This is a genomic window from Candidatus Dorea massiliensis AP6, assembly GCF_964245105.1.
Lineage (GTDB): Bacteria > Bacillota > Clostridia > Lachnospirales > Lachnospiraceae > Laedolimicola > Laedolimicola intestinihominis.
This window is the reverse complement of the sequence record NZ_CAXTKW010000007.1, coordinates 20,422-37,670: the sequence shown is the minus strand read 5'-3', so window position 1 is coordinate 37,670 and position 17,249 is coordinate 20,422. Positions and strand designations below refer to the sequence as shown.

The window sequence follows — 17,249 nt, the reverse complement described above, 5'->3', positions numbered from 1 at the left end:
GTCTGTAACGTAGTGAGTTATGTAAATGTCAAATCCTGCGCCTACCCTTAAATTTAACGCCGCTTTTATAAGCGGTGTGGTTTCCGGCATTTCTCGGGAAGCTCATCTGCCCAGGGCATCAGCTGGTCCAGTTTTGCCGGTTCTATATTTCCTTTTTCGTCACAATACTTAGGCAGCTCCGTGAGGATATGCCTGAAGTAGTAGTAAGGACACCTGTCTTGAAAAAATGTTGGCAGAATAGTATGCCGCTGTGATATAATAAAGCAAACGATTTTATATGTAAATTTAAAATTTAAACTGAAAGCCATTTAAGTCTTTCTAAGCGAGAGGAAACCGTATGGATAATTTCAAAAAACTCACAGAGCAACTTATGAAAATATATATTAATGCTGAATCAGTAAATGATTTGGGTATAGAAAATTATTTTGATGAAAATGTCAGTCTGATCGGAACTGGGAAACATGAGCTTTTCAGGAATCTGCATGAGTTTTTGGAATCATTTAAATTTGATGTAAAACGAAGAGATAAAATCAGACTTGAAATAGAAAATTTATATCAGGAGGAAGAAAGACTAGATGATGATCATGTTCTTGCACATGGAACAGTAGATTTTACTGGTCTGTTTAAAGATGGTTCAATCTGTTTCAAAATGGAGACAAGATTTACGATTATCTATAGGTGGACGAATGGGAAATGGCTGGTTCAGCATCTGCATCAGTCAACGCCGGATTTGGAGCAGATGGACGGTGAAGAGTTCCCTGTTACCTTGGGAAAGCAGGTCAAAAAAACCCGGCAGGCTTTTCATGCATTAGGAACTGCATATTATTTAATCTTAAGGTTGGATTTAAAAACAAAGCGTGTTGAGCTTGTCAAAAAAAGTCGAAAAATGATTATTGATATGAAAGATTATACCGAATGGAATCCTAAGATCGAGATTATCGAAAGGGTGATGGCAGAACCGTTTGCGCAGAAGTATATGGAATTTCTTGATATACAGACCATGGCGGCACGGCTTCATAATAAAGAATCTATGTCTTCCGAATTCAAACTAAAGGAAGGAGCATGGTTTCTTGCTATGGTCGTTCCTCAGAGTTATGATAAAAATGGAAATGTTACATCCGTGCTGATTGCAAATCGAGATGTGACAGATGAAAAAATGCGGGAATTAAGACAAGAGGAAGAATTACGGGAAGCTAAATTAAAAGCAGAATGTGCAAATAAAGCAAAATCGACATTCCTGTTCAATATGTCCCATGATATCAGGACGCCTATGAATGCGATCATTGGTTATGCAGAACTGGCGACCAGACATTTGCAAGAAACAGAAAAACTTGGCAGATACCTTGAAAAAATTCAAATATGCGGAAAAGAACTGCTGTCGATGCTTGGTAATGTTCTGAATCTTGCAAGGATTGAAAATAATCAGGTCGAAATGGAATACACTGTTTCGAATGTTCATGAGTGCTTTGAAAATTGTATCATTATGTTCCAACAACAGGCAGAAAGAAAAAATCAAACGCTCTCCCTGACAGAACAAATCATGTATCCGTATGTATATATGGATGCACCGCACCTGTCAGAAGTCTGTCTTAATATTATAAGCAATGCAATAAAGTATACACATACAGGAGGTAGGATATCCTGTAATGTTGTACAGAAATCCTGTGAAAAAGAAGACTGGTGCAATCTGATCATTACCATTACCGATAATGGAATTGGTATGTCTGAAGAATTCCAAAAGCGTATTTTTGAAACTTTTGAAAGAGAACGTAACACTACGTTAAGTCATATTGATGGCAGTGGCATCGGAATGGGCATTACAAAAAAGCTTGTAGATCTCATGGATGGCACAATAGAAGTGAAAAGTAAGCAGGGTGAGGGTTCCCAATTTACAGTAACGATTCCTTGCAGGAAAGCGTCAAAAGAAGATTCTCTGGTGAAAAAAAATAGTAATCTGAGTAATAAGAATTGCTTGAACGGTGTTCGAATCTTATTAGTCGAAGATAATGAGATCAACACTGAAATCGCAAAGGAACTATTGACGGAAGAAGGCTGTATTGTTGAGACTGCAAATGATGGTGTTGCATGCATTGATATGATTGAAAAAGCGGATGCTGGTTATTACAAGATGATCCTTATGGATATTCAGATGCCTGTTATGAATGGATATGACGCTGCATTAACTATCCGAAAGATGAAGGATACGAAAAAAGCCAGAATCCCAATTATTGCGATGACTGCCAATGCTTTCGCAGAAGATACACAAAAGGTTCTATCTGTTGGAATGAATGCTCATGTTGCAAAGCCTGTTGATATGAACATTCTTGTGCCAACAATGATGAAATATTTATAAAAGACAGTTTCAAAAAAATGTACAATATAATACCAATAAAGATTCATCGGCAAATCAGTCGAAAGACTGAGACGCAAAGCTATAGGGTCTGTAAAATGACAGCCAGCTGCAACCTTTAAGATGCATTGTCTGGAAAGGCAGTGCATTTTTCCCTTTAGATTTGTGGTGTGTAATAACCTGGTGATTTGGGGAGAAAAGAATAATGGATAAAAGTCGAAAAAAATCAGCCGTACTATTTGCAGGTATATTTGTAGTTTTAGGAATGTGGATGATGTTATCAGTACATTGCCGGGCTGCAGAAAAAAATAATGATGGAAAACAGCCACAGATCATCCGTATCGGATCCTTTGAGGATACCTTTAATTATGTCGATAAAAACGGTGTAAGACGAGGATATGGCTACGAACTCATTCGCAGGAACCGGACTGGGCATGTCAATCGTCAGGAAATATGTTGATCTGCTTGGCGGAACCATAGATGTAGAGAGTGAACCGGGAAAGGGCAGCACCTTTACAGTTATACTTAAACACAGGATAGCGGATGAAAGCTATTATGTAAAAAAACGTGCTGAAAGCTCTGAATCAAGCAGTGAAATCCTTGAAGGCAGGAATATTCTTCTGGCAGAGGATAATGATCTGAATGCAGAGATTGCAGAAGTAATAAGGCAACAAGAAAATTGCTAATTTCATGGTTCAGAAATGCCGTTCTGGCGGGCAGAATGATCCATTGACCACAAAACAGAAGAAAGAAAAAATAAGAGAAATATAAGAAATTCGAAAGAGAATGTACAAGAAGAATGGAAATCCCTTTGTTATACTGAACCTATACAACGAAAGAAGAGGGGACTACCATGACCAGACAGAAGAATAAAGCAGAGTACAGGGATGAGCGCGCAGCAGATCCGGAAGATGAATGGGATGTACGGAGAAGCAGAACGGATGTCCGCCGCCGGAGTGGAAATACAGGAAACCACCGCCGCGGACGCCGCCGGAATCGGCAGAAGGCCCGCATCCGCTTTCTGGCGTCCATGCTCGGGACGCTTCTGGGGGCGATCCTGCTGGTGCTGGTGGCCTATACAGCGTTAAATCTTTTTTGCGGGTTTGGAAAAGTGAATACGCAGAAATTGCGGGAGCAGGGTTACCCGGAAAGCCTGATTGCGCTGGTGGAGCGCAACCCAGAGACGAAGGATTTCGTGCTGGATTATCCGAAATACAAGGGGCTGGAAGAAATTAACATTTCGAAAGACGTGATGAAGGGAGAGATTCCCCATTTTCTGCAGTGGGATGAGCGCTGGGGATACGAAACCTATGGCAGCGATTTTCTGGCAGTGACAGGCTGCGGACCCACCTGTCTGTCTATGGTGACCTGCGGTCTGACTGGCGATACGCAGTGGAATCCATATGAGGTGGCAAAAATGGCCGAGGATAACGGTTATTATGTGGATGGGTCCGGTTCTTCCTGGGATCTGATGAGCAGCGGTGCGGAAAAGCTGGGGCTTACCGTCTCCAGCGTGATTTTTGATGCGGAGCATATCCGTGCCACCTTGGAGGCGGGTCAGCCGATTATCTGCGTGATGGGCCCGGGCGACTTCACGGATGCGGGACATTTTCTGGTGCTGACAGGCGTGGATAAGAACGGCGACATCATTTTGCAGGATCCGAACAGCGTGGAACGGACAAAACAACACTGGGATGTGCAGAAGCTGATGAATCAGATGAAAAATCTGTGGGCTTACAGTTGCTGAAAAATTGTTAAAAAATACAAAAAACGGAAAGAAAAGATAGCCAGAAGATAGGAAATACGTTACAATAAGAAAAATAGGAAAATTTCACAGCAATCCATAATGAAAATGAAGAAAATCTGAAAAGCTCGGGTGCATGGATAAAAGGAGGGGCTGCATGAAAAGAAAAATGAATACTCTGATATGGAGCCTGTGCGCAGTGGTAGCCCTTGGCGGCTGCGCAGTTTCAAAAAAGTCGGATACAGGCAATGCAGACATGGTTATGAAGGACGATGCAGGAGAGACAGTAGATCCGGCGGATACAGCGGAGACATTTTCAGAGGCGGCAGGTTCAACCAACACAGCAGATACCTCAGACGCCCGCGATTTGACCACTGCCGAGCTGCAGAAATTCACCGACTGGATCAACGAGGGCGATAACGGTGGCAACTATGGATTTCTGCTGTCGGATTACGGGGATCCGAAGGACGCAGATCTGGGGGAAATCTTTTATTCGGGCGCGGGCATGGCCACGGAGCCGTTGACAGCCGCGGAGCGGCAGGAATATCTGAAGATATCCGGTCGGGAAGATATAGAGACGGACTGTGTCCGGCTTACGACGGAACAGATTAACCATGTTCTGACCAAAAGGCTTGGCTGTACGTTGGACGAGATGAGCCGGGAGCTGCCGTGGTTTTATCTGGAGAAGGCAAAGGTCTGGGTTACGGAGCATGGAGACACGAATTATGTAAACTTCACCTGCGTCAGCGGACGTGAGCTGTCAGCGGGCGTCTATGAGCTGGACTGCGTACCGGGGGATGAGAATTACCGGCCATATGTGCATTCCTGTCATCTGACCTTACAGGCAGAGGGAGAGGACTACCGGATTCTTTCCAATGTGTTCGACGACAGTCTGACCTATTCCAGATCCATTTACCGGATCGATAACCAGAGCTTTAAGGTAGATTTGGGTGGAAGCTGGGGCGAGGTGATATTTACCTCCTATGCGCCGGGCAAGACCATGTACGGCAATCAGGATGTGAGCTTTTCCCTGGTGCAGGATAATGCGGAAATCTATGATTTTCCGGGAATTACGGAAAATGGCTACCGGGATCCGCTGCTGTTTCAGGAGGTGCTGGCAGTCAGCTTTCAGGATTATGACGGGGACGGGCAGAAGGATGTGATTATCATCTGCAGCTACGATGATTTATACGGTGAACCGGGGAATCGGATCAGCAATGAGGTGCGCCTTTATCAGAATATGGGATCTGAATTCCGACTGGACAGCGAACGGATGGATTGAATGGGTTTCACAATAATATTGATGAAGTGATGGCTCACGTGAAGGATGAGATGAAGTAAAAAATGCTGGAGATTTCGTTTTTATTGGAATCTCCAGCATTTTTAAAGTTTCAGATTTCAGAAAAGCTTACAGTGCTACTGCGTACTCGTAGTCCATCATAAAGTTGGTCACGCCGTCCATAGCCAGCTCTCTCGGGTCAAGCTCCAGCTCGCCATCGCGGACCTTATTGTAGGATACCGGCATGTACTGGTGGAGCATGTTCATCGGAATCTGGTATTTACGCAGGTTCTCGAAAAGCTTATCCATAGCTTCCGTTACCTCCGGCTGGCCGATGTAGTAGCGGGCGCGGTCGGAGAAGCTGTATTTTCTTGCCAGTGCCAGCTGCTTGTCGTCGCCATGGTAGTGCTTCTGCCAGTTGGCCGGGTTTTTCATCATGACTTCGTCCAGAGTCTCGATGAAGTGTGCCTGCTCTGCTTCCGGAACCAGTTCCTTCTCCATGAAGCTTAAAGCGAACAGTGCTTCGCGCAGACCGTAGGTAAGAGCCGGACCTACCTTCAGGATAGCGATGCCGTCCTGGCACATGTTGCGAAGGCTCTGAGGACTCTGGTAGTCTGCGGAATGTCCCTCGAAGCATACTTCCGGATATTCCTTCAATGCTGCACACAGGTCTACAGCTGCATCGTGGTCATACAGGAAGACCTGATCGTCGCCGAATTCTACGCCGGGCTGTACAACGACTGCGATGACGTCGTTCATACCATCCTCGATGCCTTCCTCCTTGAAGACACGGCGGTAAGTAGCTACGGTGTCGCGGAATGCGTCCGGGCTGGTAACTGCCAGAGTATCCTCAGCCTCCTGAGCGCCGCCCGGGATCGGAACTTCGCTTCCGATAACGAAAACGGGGCGCATAGCGTCCGGTTTCTCCGCCTTCAGTTCTTCATAGCCCTTCATAGCGGACTTGTAAAGGATAGCGCCGCGGCGGGCGATGGTTTCGGTGGAAAGAAGTCCTTCCGGATCGTCGGCAACCTTCATGCTGGTGTCCAGATGGATCTTGGTGAAGCCTGCGCGGGCATACTCATATACCAGTTCAATAGACTTGTCCATGGCTTCTTTCTCCGGCAGGTTCTGCCAGGTCAGCGGTCCTAAGTGGTCGCCGGCCAGAATCATCTGGTTTTCCGGTACGCCGATTTTCTCTGCCATCTCAAGAACCATTTTATAGAAATCCTTCGGAACCATTCCGGTATATCCGCCGTACTGATTTACCTGATTGGCAGTTGCCTCGATGAGCACCGGACGGCCAAGCAGCTTTGCGCGGCGCAGTGCTGTCTCAAGAACCAGCGGATTGGCAGTACAGTAGGAAGGAATGCCGGCTTTGATACCGTTTCTGCGGTCTTCCATCATTTTCTGAAGTGGGTGTTTCATGGTGATAATCCTCCTTATATAAACGGTTAATATAAACGGTATAAATGCAGCCCTATTATAATCATAGTGACTGAAAAATGCAATCAAAAAGTTAGCAATTATAAACTGAATTTACAGCTGTGCTTCACCCTTGCAGTATGTCTGTGCCACGGTATAATCCTTTTCCAGAACTACGATGTCCGCGTCATAGCCTACGCCGATAGCTCCCTTATGATCGTCAAGACCCAGGCAGCGCGCCGGGTTGATGGTGCATGCGTTCAGTGCATAATTAAACGGAATCATAGCTTCCTCAACCAGAATTCTGAGTCCCTGATTCAGACGCAGGGTGGAGCCTGCCAGTCCGCCGGTGGAGGTCAGATGGGCGCTTCCGTCCTCGTAAATGATAATCTCATTTCCACCGAAGATGTATTTGCTTCCGGCCGGAGAACCCTTCGCCATCAGAGCATCGGAAACCATGATGCTGTAGTCCGGTCCCTTGGACATGAAGTAGTTATTCAGGGCTGCCGGTGTGGAATGGTTGCCGTCGCAGATAATCTCGCCGTACATGGTACGCAGGCGGTAAGCAGCGCCTACTAGGCCGTTGTCGCGGTGCTTGAACGGAGTCATGCCGTTGTATACATGGGTCATGGAACGGGCGCCGTGTGCGTAAGCCATAACAGCCTGCTCGTAGGTGGCTGCGGAATGTCCGATGCTGACTACCACGCCGTTCTTAGTCAGATAACGGGTCAGGGCGAAATCCTCATCGGTCTCGGTAGCCATGGTGATGTATTTGATATGACCCTTTGCAGCTTCCTGATAATGCTTAAACTGCTCGATGGTCGGTTTTACGATGTATTGCTCCGGCTGAGCTCCCTTGTAAACCATATCCAGGTACGGTCCCTCAAAATGGATGCCGAGAATTTCAGCGCCTTCGTAACCCTCGTCCATGACCTTCGCCACATTGGCTACGGCGTTCGTCAGAACCTCCTCGCTCTGGGTAATGGTAGTTGCCAGAAATGAGGTAACACCTTCGGTTACGATGTTTTTCGTCCAGTTGCGCAGGCCCTCTTCATTGGCGTCGTTGGTGTCAAAGCCGAAAGCACCGTGGCAGTGGATGTCCATGAAGCCGGGGACGATACGGAGATCGCCGTAATCCTTGTCTGCCGGCTTGCTTCCGTAAGGAAGAACTTCTGTAATCTTACCATTCTCGATCTCAAGTTCAGCCGCAATAAACTGATCTGCAATCCAAACCTTTTTACTCTGAATCAACATAATAAAAATTCCCTCCTGTTTTATTTCATAAGTTGCAATCTATCCTTATTATAGCACCCGATTTTAAAATGAATTTGCATTTTTTAAAAGAAAGATTATGAGTTTTAGTAGCTGTATTGTTTTTTGAAATCAGTGTGCTATATAATGGTGTCAGATAAGGGAACCCCACATGAGGTATGCCCGAAACCACAAAAAGCAAAATAAGAATAAGGGAGGAAAATGTGATGACCATTTTCAATGTAACTGATGAAAAAATGAAAGAAACTTCTTCTACATTTACTCTGACTGAGATCCATCAGCAGCCGTCTACCTGGAGAAAGACCTGCGCCCAGATTAAGGCATGCAAAGACGAACTTCAGAAATTCATCGATCAGGTAGTAAAGCAGGAAGATTTTGATATCGTTCTGACAGGAGCAGGCACCAGCGAGTTCGTAGGAAACTCTCTGTATCAGGCGCTGAATCAGAAATATAATTATAAGGTAAAATCCTTCGGAACCACAGATCTTGTTCCGTCACCGGAGTGCTTCCTTTCTGCAACCAAGCCGACTATTCTGGTAAGCTTTGGACGTTCCGGAAATTCACCGGAGTCCTTGGGCGCAGTAGAGAACGCTGAGGCAGTCTGCAAAAACCTGTATCATCTGTTCGTGACCTGCAACCATGAGGGAACTCTTTCCAAGCTGGCAAATGACAGACACAACTGCTTTGCTATCAACCTGACACCGGAGACTCATGACCAGTCCTTCGCTATGACATCCAGCTTCTCCAACATGTACCTGGCTACTTACCTGGCATTCAATCTGGATCGCCTGGACGAGATCTGCGAGGCAGTTGAGAAGATCGCAGCAGCTGGCGAAGTATTCCTGGATAAGAACTGGACTGTTGCACAGACTATCGTAGACGAGTTCGATTTCAACCGTATCGTATATCTGGGAACCGCAAGCCTGAAGGGCGTATCCCAGGAGTCCGCTCTGAAGATGCTTGAGCTGACCGCAGGTAAGGTAGCAACCATGTTCGACACACCGCTTGGCTTCCGTCATGGCCCGAAGTCCATCATTGACGACCGTACACTGACTGTTGTATACTTAAGCGATAATGAGTACCAGAGACAGTACGAAATCGACCTGCTCAAGGAGATGGGACCGCAGAGAAAGAAGAACCGCATCGTGGCAGTTATGAATACTCCTTGCGAAGCTGTCAAAGGTCTTGTAGACTATACCGTAGAGATGAACATCGGTCAGTCTCTTGAGAATGTACTGCTCGGCTTCAACTACATCACCTTCGCTCAGACACTGGCAGTTCTGAAGTCACTGTCTCTGGGCATCACACCGGACAACCCCTGCCCGACAGGTGAGGTAAACCGTGTGGTTAAGGGTGTAACCCTGTATCCGTACACAGTAAAATAATTTCGGAGGACAAAGATTATGGTAGGATTACTGATTACCGGCCACGGCCACTTTGCCACAGGACTGGGTTCCAGCCTGCGTCTGATTACCGGCAATACAGAGAATATCGAGTATGTGGATTTTGAGGCTGATCACTCCACGGAGACTCTGGCGCACAACCTGAATCAGGCTTTCGATAAGCTGAAAGACTGTGACGGCGTACTGGTGCTTTCCGACCTGGCAGGAGGCTCACCCTTCAAGACAGCGGTAGAGTGCAAGTTCGCAAGACCGGAGCAGAAGATTGAGGTTATCGCAGGCTCCAACCTGCCGATGCTGATTGAAGGTTCCATGTCCATGGGTATCTATGACAACCCCCTTGACATGGCAGAGGCTCTGATTCCCACCGGAAAGGATTACATCATCCGGTTTGAACTGGCCGAGCATAACGACGACACAGAAGAGGATGGTATTTAAGTATGAGTATTAACTGGGAAGTAATTGGATGGACCTGCATTACACTGGCATTTATCATGGGCATCATTGCTCTGGTATTGGCTATTATTTCCGCAAGAAATGTAAAAAAGCGCCGTGGCGAGCTTGCAGAGGTGCATACGGAGCTGAAGATTGGAAGCCAGGTGATGTTCGCCGGAGGTATCTATGGTAAGGTTGTAGGAATCGAAGACGAGACAGTCAATGTCGAGGTGGCAAAGGGAACCGTCATTAAGATTTCCCGGTTTGCAATCCAGTCTCTGGAAAACTAAAAAGTATAAAAACAGGAGGCTTTCTTAAAATGAGAAAGCCTCCTGTTTTTTAACAATATTTAATTTGATTTGTAAATGGTTTTGGCATACTCACTGGGGGGCATGTTATACTTTTGAGTAAAGGCCCTGGAAAAATAGTGAATGGAATTGAAGCCCAGCATCAGAGCAATCTCGCTGATGGTATACTTATTCTCGCAGATCATCTGACGGCTCTTCTCCAGCTTCAACTCATTGATATACTTCTTGGGCGGCATGTCCATATTTTCCTTGAACAGAATCTGCAGGGAGGAACGGGACATGGAGAACTTCTGGCAAATCTCTGCAATAGTAGTTGGCTCGTAGATAGTCTCGTCAATGTAAGCCAGCACCTTTTCAAGAAGCTCGTCTTCGTAACGCTGTCGGGCGACGGTCGTTGGCTTATCAGACTTCTGACCGATAAATTCTGACTGAAGCAGACGGATGACAGTCTCCTGCAGCAGGCAGAGCATCAGGCTGTTCATATAGGGAATCTCAGATGTACTCTCAGCTACAAAGGTCTTGATCAGGGTATATATCTTCTTATCATAAGAGAATACCTTATTTAACAGGAGATCGTAATGGGTGCTTTCTACATCATAGACGATGGTTTCCATATCGAAAATAATGGTAACATAGGAGCAGGAATGGCCTTCTGCAATATTCTGGTTATGGAACTGACCTGGTCCGTAGATCATCAGCTCCTTTTCCCGAATCGTATATTCCTTTCCGTCTATCTCTGTCATCAGCTCGCCCCGATCCACGTAGGTCAGCTCAAAATAGCCATGAGTCTCGCCCTTGAAGGTGTAGCCCGAATTCCGGATATTGTAGTAATAGCCGAGAATCTCGCTGATACGCACGCGGGGGAGAATCCGACGGAACATATAGGAAGCGGGAAGTGTCTCCAGAGAGTAGCTATAGTCTGTAGTGGCAATCATTTTGCAGGTAATATTGGAAGTGACGGCGATGAGATTCCAGTACAGTCCGGGTTTCAGCCGTACATTGCGGTGGACGGCAAACTCTTCCAGTTTCGCAGTGTCAAGGGACTCGCCTACCACAAGGGCAGCCATGCCGCTTTGCAGCTCCAGGCAGACCTCACAGTCGAAATGATAGACCTGATTGAGGCTGCGCTTGGCAATCAGATGTAAATCGCGGCTGATCATGCCGGTGTTTCCGGGAGAAACAGGCTTATCATAGACAGAACCATAACGTTCAAATTCCAGGCTGGATGTCTTTAATTGCATAAATTACCTCCGTATATGGAATTCATTATAGCTTTTTTTTGTCAGAATGTCCAGAAAACAACGAAGCAATTCTAAAAAAAGAATAAACTTGATTAACAGAAACTAAAAACAACACGAAGTCAACTAAAAACTACAAATACAAAAAGAATCAAATAAGATATAATAAAGTCACCTTGAAGGGGATTTTCGGGGTACATCATAACAAGGAGGGAATGAAAATGCCCAATATCGTTTTAACACGTATTGACAACCGTCTGGTTCACGGACAGGTTGCAACACAGTGGTGTGGAACCATCGGTGCAAATTTAATCCTGGTAGCCAATGATGAAGTAGCTGGAAACAAGCTTCGTCAGGGACTGATGGATATGGCAGCTCCGGCATATGCTTCCATGCGTTACTGGACCATTGAAAAGACCATCTCTACTATCCACAAGGCGTCCGATAAGCAGCTGATTTTCATTGTATGTGAGAATCCGCAGGATGTTCTGAAGCTGGTAGAGGGTGGCGTGCCGATTAAGAAGGTAAACATCGGCAACATGCATATGGCAGACGGCAAGCGTCAGGTTGCAGGCTCTGTAGCCGTAGACGACGCGGATGTAGCTGCATTTGCAAAGCTTCGTGATCTGGGTGTGGAACTCGAGATTCGTCGTGTTCCGACCGAGGCAGCGGAGAACATTGAGAAGCTGTTCAAATAAGTTGTGAATTCCTATGAGGGGGATTTTAAGCAGCTTTATACTTATTGGAAAGGAGATTGTATAAATCATGAGTTTTAATGCAATTCAGATTTTACTGGTTGCTGTATGGTCCTTCATCGTGGCCATCGACCAGTTCGACTTATTGGAATCTCTGTACCAGCCTATCGTAACAGGAGCAGTCATCGGAGCAATCCTTGGTGACCTGCAGACAGGACTTATCGTAGGTGGTACTTATCAGTTAATGACTATCGGTAACATGCCGGTTGGTGGAGCTCAGCCGCCTAACGCCGTAATCGGTGGAATCATGGCTACTGTATTCGCTATCTCTTCTGGTCTTGACACCAGCGCAGCAGTTGGACTTGCTGTTCCGTTCGCTCTGATCGGTCAGTACATGGTAACTCTGCTGTTCACCGTTATGTCCCCGCTGATGTCTACAGCAGACAAGATGGCTGAGAAGGCAGATGCAAAGGGTATCGTTCGCCTGAACTACCTAGCTATGGGCGCTCTGGGACTTCTGTTCGCAATCGTTTGTGTAGCTGGTCTGCTTGGCGGAAGCGCACTTGGCGAGACTCTGACCGCTATTTCTGAGAAATACGCTTGGATCATGACCGGTCTCAGCACCGCTGGTGGAATGATGCGTTTCGTTGGATTTGCTATTCTGCTTCGTATCATGCTTTCCAACGACCTGTGGGGAATCTATTTCGCAGGTTTCACACTTGCTACTATCATTGGCTACATCCCGGATCTGAGCGGTTCTGCTCTGCTTCTGGTAGCTTTTGTTGGTATCGCAATTGCACTGTACGACTTCCAGACTCGCGTTGCTATTAAGCAGAACGCTGGAAATGGTGGAAACGGAGGTGAAGAGGATGGCATCTAATGCTACAACTTACAAGAATTTAACACCGGCTCAGCCGCTTGACAAAAAGACTCTTAACAAAATGGTATGGCGTTCTCTGAATCTGCAGGGTTCTTTCAACTATGAGAGAATGCAGGCAGCAGGATGGCTTTACTGTATCCTTCCGGGACTGGAGAAAATCCATACCGATAAGGAAGACCTTTCAACTTCTATGCAGCACAACCTGGAGTTCTTCAATACTCATCCGTTCCTGGTAACATTCGTAATGGGTATTGTACTTTCTATGGAGCAGCAGAAGGCAGACATCAACACAATCCGTGCGGTACGTGTTGCAGCTATGGGACCCCTGGGTGGTATCGGTGACGCTCTGTTCTGGTTCACTCTGGTTCCGATTACAGCGGGTATTACAGCGAACATGGCTATCAACGGTTCTATTGCAGGACCTATCCTGTTCCTGTTAATCTTCAACATTGTTCAGATGGCTCTGCGTTTCTTCCTGATGAACTGGTCCTATGAACTTGGTTCTAAGGCTATCGAGATTCTGACAGCAAACGCAAAAGAGTTCACTCGTGCAGCTTCTATGCTGGGTGTATTCGTAGTTGGTGCTCTGACATCTAACTATGGTGGAACAACTGTTGCTCTGACCATCGAGAACGGCGATAGCCCGATCGTTATCCAGAGCATTCTGGATGGCATCCTGCCGAAGCTGATTCCGCTTGGCATTACTCTTGGCCTGTACTTCCTGATTAAGAAGAAAGGCTGGACTCCGGTTGCTTGTATCGGACTTCTGCTGGTAGTAGGTCTGCTGGGAGCACTGGTAGGAATCTTCTAAGGTATTTAAGAATTACATAGTGGCTTATGCTTCTTGAAAGAGAGTGATATAGGCGACGGTTATGATAACCTGAAATCCCAGAGAGGGCGCTGTTTTCCGGCTTAAGGCCGGTGAACAGCGCCCTCTCTTTATAATAAAACGAACGAAAAAGAGGCGAGCTGCGTCGCAGCTCGCCTCTTTTTCTGATATCGACAATTACTCCTCGCCGTCCCAGCAATAGGTACAGAGCTTATTCTTGTCCAGACCGGTGGCTTCGATGAGGTCATCCAGACGATTGAAGCGTAGGGTGGTGAAGTTAAGCTGACGACGGATTTCTTCCTGCATGGATTCGTAGCGGGCCGATTCGGGGTCGGCGTATTCCTTCAGGATCTCGTCGGTAACATGGCCGTTTTCCAGCTTTTCGATGACCCGGCGGGAGATCAGCTCCATTTCCGAGGTGGAGCGGGAGAAGTTCAGGTATTTGCAGCCGTACAGGATAGGCGGACATGCAGGTCGGATATGGACTTCTTTGGCTCCGCTGTGGTACAGGAATTCGGTGGTCTCACCCAGCTGGGTGCCGCGGACAATGGAGTCGTCGATGAGCAGCAGGCTCTTGCCTTCGATCAGGTCGTGGACCGGGATCAGCTTCATTTTCGCTATCAGGTTCCGTTTGCTCTGGATCGTGGGCATGAAGGAGCGGGGCCAGGTGGGTGTGTATTTGATAAAGGGACGGGAAAACGGGATTCCTGAGGCGTTGGAGTATCCGATGGCGGCTGCCAGACCGCTGTCGGGGACGCCTGCGACGGTGTCAGGCTTGACGTTGTCCCGTTTAGCCATCAGTTCACCGCTGCGGTAGCGCATTTTTTCGACGCTCAGGCCTTCGTAGGTGCTGGATGGGTAGCCGTAATAGACCCACAGGAAGGTGCAGATCTTCATGTCCTTTCCGGGGGTAATCAGGGTCTTGTAGCCCTCCGGGGTGATGATATCTACTTCGCCGGATCCCAGGACATGTTCGGTATCGTAGCCCAGATTCAGATAGGCAAAATCTTCGAAGGAGACACAGTAGGCCTCCTCTTTCTTTCCGATGACCAGGGGTGTCCGTCCCAGGCGGTCACGGGCCGCGTAGATGCCCTTCGGGGTCAGAATCAGAAAGCTTAAAGAGCCGTCGATCTGTTCCTGGGCATAGCGGATGCCGTCGATCAGATTCAGCTTCTGGTTGATGAGGGCTGCCACCAGTTCAGTGGGGTTGATGTCGCCGCCGCTCATTTCCAGAAAATGTGCATTTCCACGATCAAAGATCTGTTTGGTCAGCTCTTTTGCGTTATTGATGCGGCCTACGGTGGTGATAGCGAAGGTGCCGTGGTGGGAGCGTACCAGCAGCGGCTGGGGCTCGTAGTCGGAGATGCAGCCTACGCCTAAGTTTCCTTTCATTTCCTGCATGTCCCGATCGAACTTGGTTCGAAACGGAGTGTTTTCGATGTTGTGGATGGCGCGGTCGAAGCCATTTTCACCATAGACGGCCATACCGCCCCGGCGTGTTCCCAGATGGGAATGGTAGTCGGTTCCGAAAAACAGGTCAAACAAACAGTCGCTTTTGGATGCGACGCCAAATAATCCTCCCATAATTTCTCCCTTTTTCTTCTTTGTAATATAGTAAAAAATGATGTGCCAACATGTATAACGGTAGCACAGATTGGCGCATAAGTCCAGAAGTTAGATGAAAAATGGCATATTTATCATTATATGAACGAAAAGCTTGTTTTTACACATTTTTTTCAAATTTTGCATTGATGAAAATACAATTTTGTAGTATACTAAGCACGATCCTAAAAATATCATGTAAAGTGAGGAGATAATCATGGCATTAGTTACAACAACAGAGATGTTTAAGAAAGCCTATGAAGGCGGCTACGCTATCGGTGCTTTCAACGTAAACAACATGGAGATCGTTCAGGCTATCACAGAGGCAGCTGGAGAGCTGAAGTCCCCGGTTATTCTGCAGGTTTCCGCAGGCGCAAGAAAGTATGCAAACGCTACTTATCTGAGAAAGCTTGTTGAGGCAGCAGTTATCGAGAATCCGGATATTCCGATCGCTCTGCATCTGGATCACGGCGCAGATTTCGATATCTGCAAGTCCTGTGTAGACGGTGGATTTACTTCCGTTATGATCGATGCATCCAAGTATCCGTTCCAGGAGAACATCGAGATCACAAAGAAGGTTGTTGAGTATGCACATGCTCACGGCGTAGTAGTAGAGGCAGAGCTTGGTAAGCTTGCCGGTATCGAGGATGATGTAAAGGTTTCTGCTGAGGATTCTTCTTATACACAGCCGGAAGAGGTTGAGGAGTTCGTTGACAAGACTGGTGTTGACTCTCTGGCAATCGCTATCGGTACAAGCCACGGCGCATTCAAGTTCAAGCCGGGCACAAAGCCGCAGCTTCGTTTCGATATCCTGCATGAGATCGAGAAGAAGATCCCGGGATTCCCGATCGTTCTTCACGGCGCTTCCAGCGTACCGCAGGAGTATGTAAAGATCATCAACGAGAACGGCGGAGCTCTGAAGGATGCTATCGGTGTTCCGGAGGATCAGCTGCGTGAGGCTGCCAGATCTGCAGTCTGCAAGATTAACATCGACTCTGACCTTCGTCTGGGCCTGACAGCAGGTATCCGCGAGGTTATGAACGCTCATCCGGATTACTTCGATCCGAGACAGTACCTGACCGTAGCTCGTCAGAACGTAAAGGATGTTGTTGCTCACAAGATTCAGGACGTACTGGGAAGCGCAGGAAAGGCTTAAGTCTTACTGACGAAACCGAATATTTCAGAGGACCGCAGAGAGATCTGCGGTCTTCTTTGTTTATGCGGGCAACGAGTCAAATTCGCGAAACGTATTTTGTCTCATTTAGGAGGAAACATGTATCAGCGTATCAGGAAGGGCTTAAAGCTGATTGGAAAAGATATTCATGCCCTGCTTCCGGCGATTGCGGCACTGGCGGTATATTGGACGGTGACGCATCTTTTGTTTGACCGGTTTTGTCCCATGCAGATTCTGCTTGGGCTGCCGTGCCCGGGCTGCGGGATGACCCGGGCGCTGGGACTGGTTCTGACGGGACATTTGGCTGCGGCGTGGAAAATGCAGCCGCCGGTGTACGGATGGATGGTGGCGGGAGTCGTGTTTGGTGTACAGCGTTACCTGGTGAATCGTGAGGAATTCGAACCGGAGGAGGAAATTCGGGATTGCATAAAAAGTGGAAAATCGAAAGCAGATGTGGAAAATCGAAGAAGTAAACAGGCAAAAATGTGGACATGGGTTCTGATTGTTCTGCTGCTCTGGGAGATTGGTCTGTATCTGTGGCGTATGATATATGGTTTCCCGGTGAGCGTGGAAGATCCGGGGTGGACCCTGTATGAGGTGGTGCATGCCATATTTGCTTAG

17 protein-coding genes and 1 riboswitch are annotated in these 17,249 nt (G+C 47.2%); of the genes, 13 read left to right on the top strand and 4 right to left on the bottom strand.

What is annotated here, in order from left to right; all coding sequences use genetic code 11:
• Positions 1-337 precede the first annotated feature (337 nt).
• The 5 genes from ACESZP_RS08575 (at position 338) to ACESZP_RS08555 (ending at position 5,376) form a co-directional block, all read left to right on the top strand.
• Positions 338-2,353: an ATP-binding protein gene (locus ACESZP_RS08575; RefSeq protein WP_499708769.1), complete on the top strand. Its 2,016-nt coding sequence runs from the start codon at positions 338-340 to the stop codon at positions 2,351-2,353.
• Positions 2,354-2,391: 38 nt separating this feature from the next.
• A riboswitch (cyclic di-GMP riboswitch) is annotated at positions 2,392-2,467 on the top strand.
• An 88-nt stretch (positions 2,468-2,555) separates the two neighbouring features.
• Positions 2,556-2,810: a hypothetical protein gene (locus ACESZP_RS08570; protein WP_499708768.1), complete on the top strand. Its 255-nt coding sequence runs from the start codon at positions 2,556-2,558 to the stop codon at positions 2,808-2,810.
• Positions 2,785-3,036, top strand: coding sequence for an ATP-binding protein (locus tag ACESZP_RS08565; protein WP_499708767.1), 252 nt, complete (start codon positions 2,785-2,787; stop codon positions 3,034-3,036). The genes ACESZP_RS08570 and ACESZP_RS08565 overlap by 26 nt, the downstream gene beginning before the upstream one ends.
• Positions 3,037-3,203: 167 nt before the next feature.
• Positions 3,204-4,097 (top strand): C39 family peptidase, encoded by an 894-nt coding sequence (locus ACESZP_RS08560; RefSeq protein WP_499708766.1) that lies wholly within the window; start codon positions 3,204-3,206, stop codon positions 4,095-4,097.
• A gap of 154 nt (positions 4,098-4,251) precedes the next feature.
• Positions 4,252-5,376 (top strand): hypothetical protein, encoded by a 1,125-nt coding sequence (locus ACESZP_RS08555; protein ID WP_499708765.1) that lies wholly within the window; start codon positions 4,252-4,254, stop codon positions 5,374-5,376.
• Between the two features lie 126 nt (positions 5,377-5,502).
• On the opposite strand, the gene ACESZP_RS08550 is transcribed toward ACESZP_RS08555, so the two are convergent.
• Complete coding sequence (locus tag ACESZP_RS08550; RefSeq protein ID WP_349164866.1) at positions 5,503-6,798, bottom strand: class II D-tagatose-bisphosphate aldolase, non-catalytic subunit; 1,296 nt, start codon at positions 6,796-6,798, stop codon at positions 5,503-5,505.
• 111 nt (positions 6,799-6,909) lie between these two features.
• A complete protein-coding gene (nagA, locus tag ACESZP_RS08545) occupies positions 6,910-8,049 on the bottom strand; it encodes an N-acetylglucosamine-6-phosphate deacetylase (protein WP_499708764.1) in 1,140 nt (379 codons plus the stop codon).
• A gap of 224 nt (positions 8,050-8,273) precedes the next feature.
• On the opposite strand from nagA, the gene ACESZP_RS08540 reads away from it, so the two are divergent.
• Genes ACESZP_RS08540 through yajC form a run of 3 tightly spaced genes read left to right on the top strand, consistent with a single transcriptional unit; the run spans position 8,274 to position 10,192 of the window.
• Entirely contained in the window at positions 8,274-9,452 is a 1,179-nt protein-coding gene (locus tag ACESZP_RS08540; RefSeq protein WP_499708763.1) for an SIS domain-containing protein, read from the top strand.
• Between the two features lie 18 nt (positions 9,453-9,470).
• A complete protein-coding gene (locus ACESZP_RS08535) occupies positions 9,471-9,905 on the top strand; it encodes a PTS sugar transporter subunit IIA domain-containing protein (protein WP_349164869.1) in 435 nt (144 codons plus the stop codon).
• Between the two features lie 2 nt (positions 9,906-9,907).
• Complete coding sequence (gene yajC / locus ACESZP_RS08530) at positions 9,908-10,192, top strand: preprotein translocase subunit YajC (RefSeq protein ID WP_349164870.1); 285 nt, start codon at positions 9,908-9,910, stop codon at positions 10,190-10,192.
• A 59-nt stretch (positions 10,193-10,251) separates the two neighbouring features.
• On the opposite strand, the gene ACESZP_RS08525 is transcribed toward yajC, so the two are convergent.
• Positions 10,252-11,451, bottom strand: a complete 1,200-nt coding sequence (locus ACESZP_RS08525; protein ID WP_499708762.1) for an AraC family transcriptional regulator — start codon at positions 11,449-11,451, stop codon at positions 10,252-10,254.
• Positions 11,452-11,669: 218 nt separating this feature from the next.
• Here ACESZP_RS08525 and agaV point away from each other — a divergent pair, with 218 nt between their 5' ends.
• From agaV to ACESZP_RS08510, 3 genes are all read left to right on the top strand, one after another.
• Positions 11,670-12,146: a PTS N-acetylgalactosamine transporter subunit IIB gene (gene agaV / locus ACESZP_RS08520; protein WP_158365052.1), complete on the top strand. Its 477-nt coding sequence runs from the start codon at positions 11,670-11,672 to the stop codon at positions 12,144-12,146.
• 67 nt (positions 12,147-12,213) lie between these two features.
• On the top strand, positions 12,214-13,023 hold the full coding sequence (locus ACESZP_RS08515) for a PTS mannose/fructose/sorbose/N-acetylgalactosamine transporter subunit IIC (RefSeq protein WP_158365051.1): 810 nt from the start codon (positions 12,214-12,216) through the stop codon (positions 13,021-13,023).
• Positions 13,013-13,834, top strand: a complete 822-nt coding sequence (locus tag ACESZP_RS08510) for a PTS system mannose/fructose/sorbose family transporter subunit IID (RefSeq protein WP_499708761.1) — start codon at positions 13,013-13,015, stop codon at positions 13,832-13,834. The genes ACESZP_RS08515 and ACESZP_RS08510 overlap by 11 nt, the downstream gene beginning before the upstream one ends.
• Before the next feature lie 195 nt (positions 13,835-14,029).
• Here ACESZP_RS08510 and ACESZP_RS08505 read toward each other — a convergent pair whose 3' ends face one another.
• Complete coding sequence (locus ACESZP_RS08505; RefSeq protein WP_499708760.1) at positions 14,030-15,436, bottom strand: amidophosphoribosyltransferase; 1,407 nt, start codon at positions 15,434-15,436, stop codon at positions 14,030-14,032.
• Between the two features lie 235 nt (positions 15,437-15,671).
• Here ACESZP_RS08505 and fba point away from each other — a divergent pair, with 235 nt between their 5' ends.
• Positions 15,672-16,610: a class II fructose-1,6-bisphosphate aldolase gene (fba, locus tag ACESZP_RS08500; protein ID WP_178039199.1), complete on the top strand. Its 939-nt coding sequence runs from the start codon at positions 15,672-15,674 to the stop codon at positions 16,608-16,610.
• Positions 16,611-16,727: 117 nt separating this feature from the next.
• Positions 16,728-17,249: a DUF2752 domain-containing protein gene (locus ACESZP_RS08495; RefSeq protein WP_499708759.1), complete on the top strand. Its 522-nt coding sequence runs from the start codon at positions 16,728-16,730 to the stop codon at positions 17,247-17,249.

Coding starts and splice junctions, on each gene's coding strand:
- yajC (WP_349164870.1), top strand. CDS start 9,908: ATGAGTATTAACTGGGAAGTAATTGGATGGACCTGCATTACACTGGCA.
- ACESZP_RS08525 (WP_499708762.1), bottom strand. CDS start 11,451: ATGCAATTAAAGACATCCAGCCTGGAATTTGAACGTTATGGTTCTGTC.
- nagA (WP_499708764.1), bottom strand. CDS start 8,049: ATGTTGATTCAGAGTAAAAAGGTTTGGATTGCAGATCAGTTTATTGCG.
- ACESZP_RS08540 (WP_499708763.1), top strand. CDS start 8,274: ATGACCATTTTCAATGTAACTGATGAAAAAATGAAAGAAACTTCTTCT.
- ACESZP_RS08515 (WP_158365051.1), top strand. CDS start 12,214: ATGAGTTTTAATGCAATTCAGATTTTACTGGTTGCTGTATGGTCCTTC.
- ACESZP_RS08495 (WP_499708759.1), top strand. CDS start 16,728: ATGTATCAGCGTATCAGGAAGGGCTTAAAGCTGATTGGAAAAGATATT.
- ACESZP_RS08570 (WP_499708768.1), top strand. CDS start 2,556: ATGGATAAAAGTCGAAAAAAATCAGCCGTACTATTTGCAGGTATATTT.
- ACESZP_RS08550 (WP_349164866.1), bottom strand. CDS start 6,798: ATGAAACACCCACTTCAGAAAATGATGGAAGACCGCAGAAACGGTATC.
- agaV (WP_158365052.1), top strand. CDS start 11,670: ATGCCCAATATCGTTTTAACACGTATTGACAACCGTCTGGTTCACGGA.
- ACESZP_RS08565 (WP_499708767.1), top strand. CDS start 2,785: ATGTCAATCGTCAGGAAATATGTTGATCTGCTTGGCGGAACCATAGAT.
- ACESZP_RS08575 (WP_499708769.1), top strand. CDS start 338: ATGGATAATTTCAAAAAACTCACAGAGCAACTTATGAAAATATATATT.
- ACESZP_RS08535 (WP_349164869.1), top strand. CDS start 9,471: ATGGTAGGATTACTGATTACCGGCCACGGCCACTTTGCCACAGGACTG.
- fba (WP_178039199.1), top strand. CDS start 15,672: ATGGCATTAGTTACAACAACAGAGATGTTTAAGAAAGCCTATGAAGGC.
- ACESZP_RS08555 (WP_499708765.1), top strand. CDS start 4,252: ATGAAAAGAAAAATGAATACTCTGATATGGAGCCTGTGCGCAGTGGTA.
- ACESZP_RS08560 (WP_499708766.1), top strand. CDS start 3,204: ATGACCAGACAGAAGAATAAAGCAGAGTACAGGGATGAGCGCGCAGCA.
- ACESZP_RS08510 (WP_499708761.1), top strand. CDS start 13,013: ATGGCATCTAATGCTACAACTTACAAGAATTTAACACCGGCTCAGCCG.
- ACESZP_RS08505 (WP_499708760.1), bottom strand. CDS start 15,436: ATGGGAGGATTATTTGGCGTCGCATCCAAAAGCGACTGTTTGTTTGAC.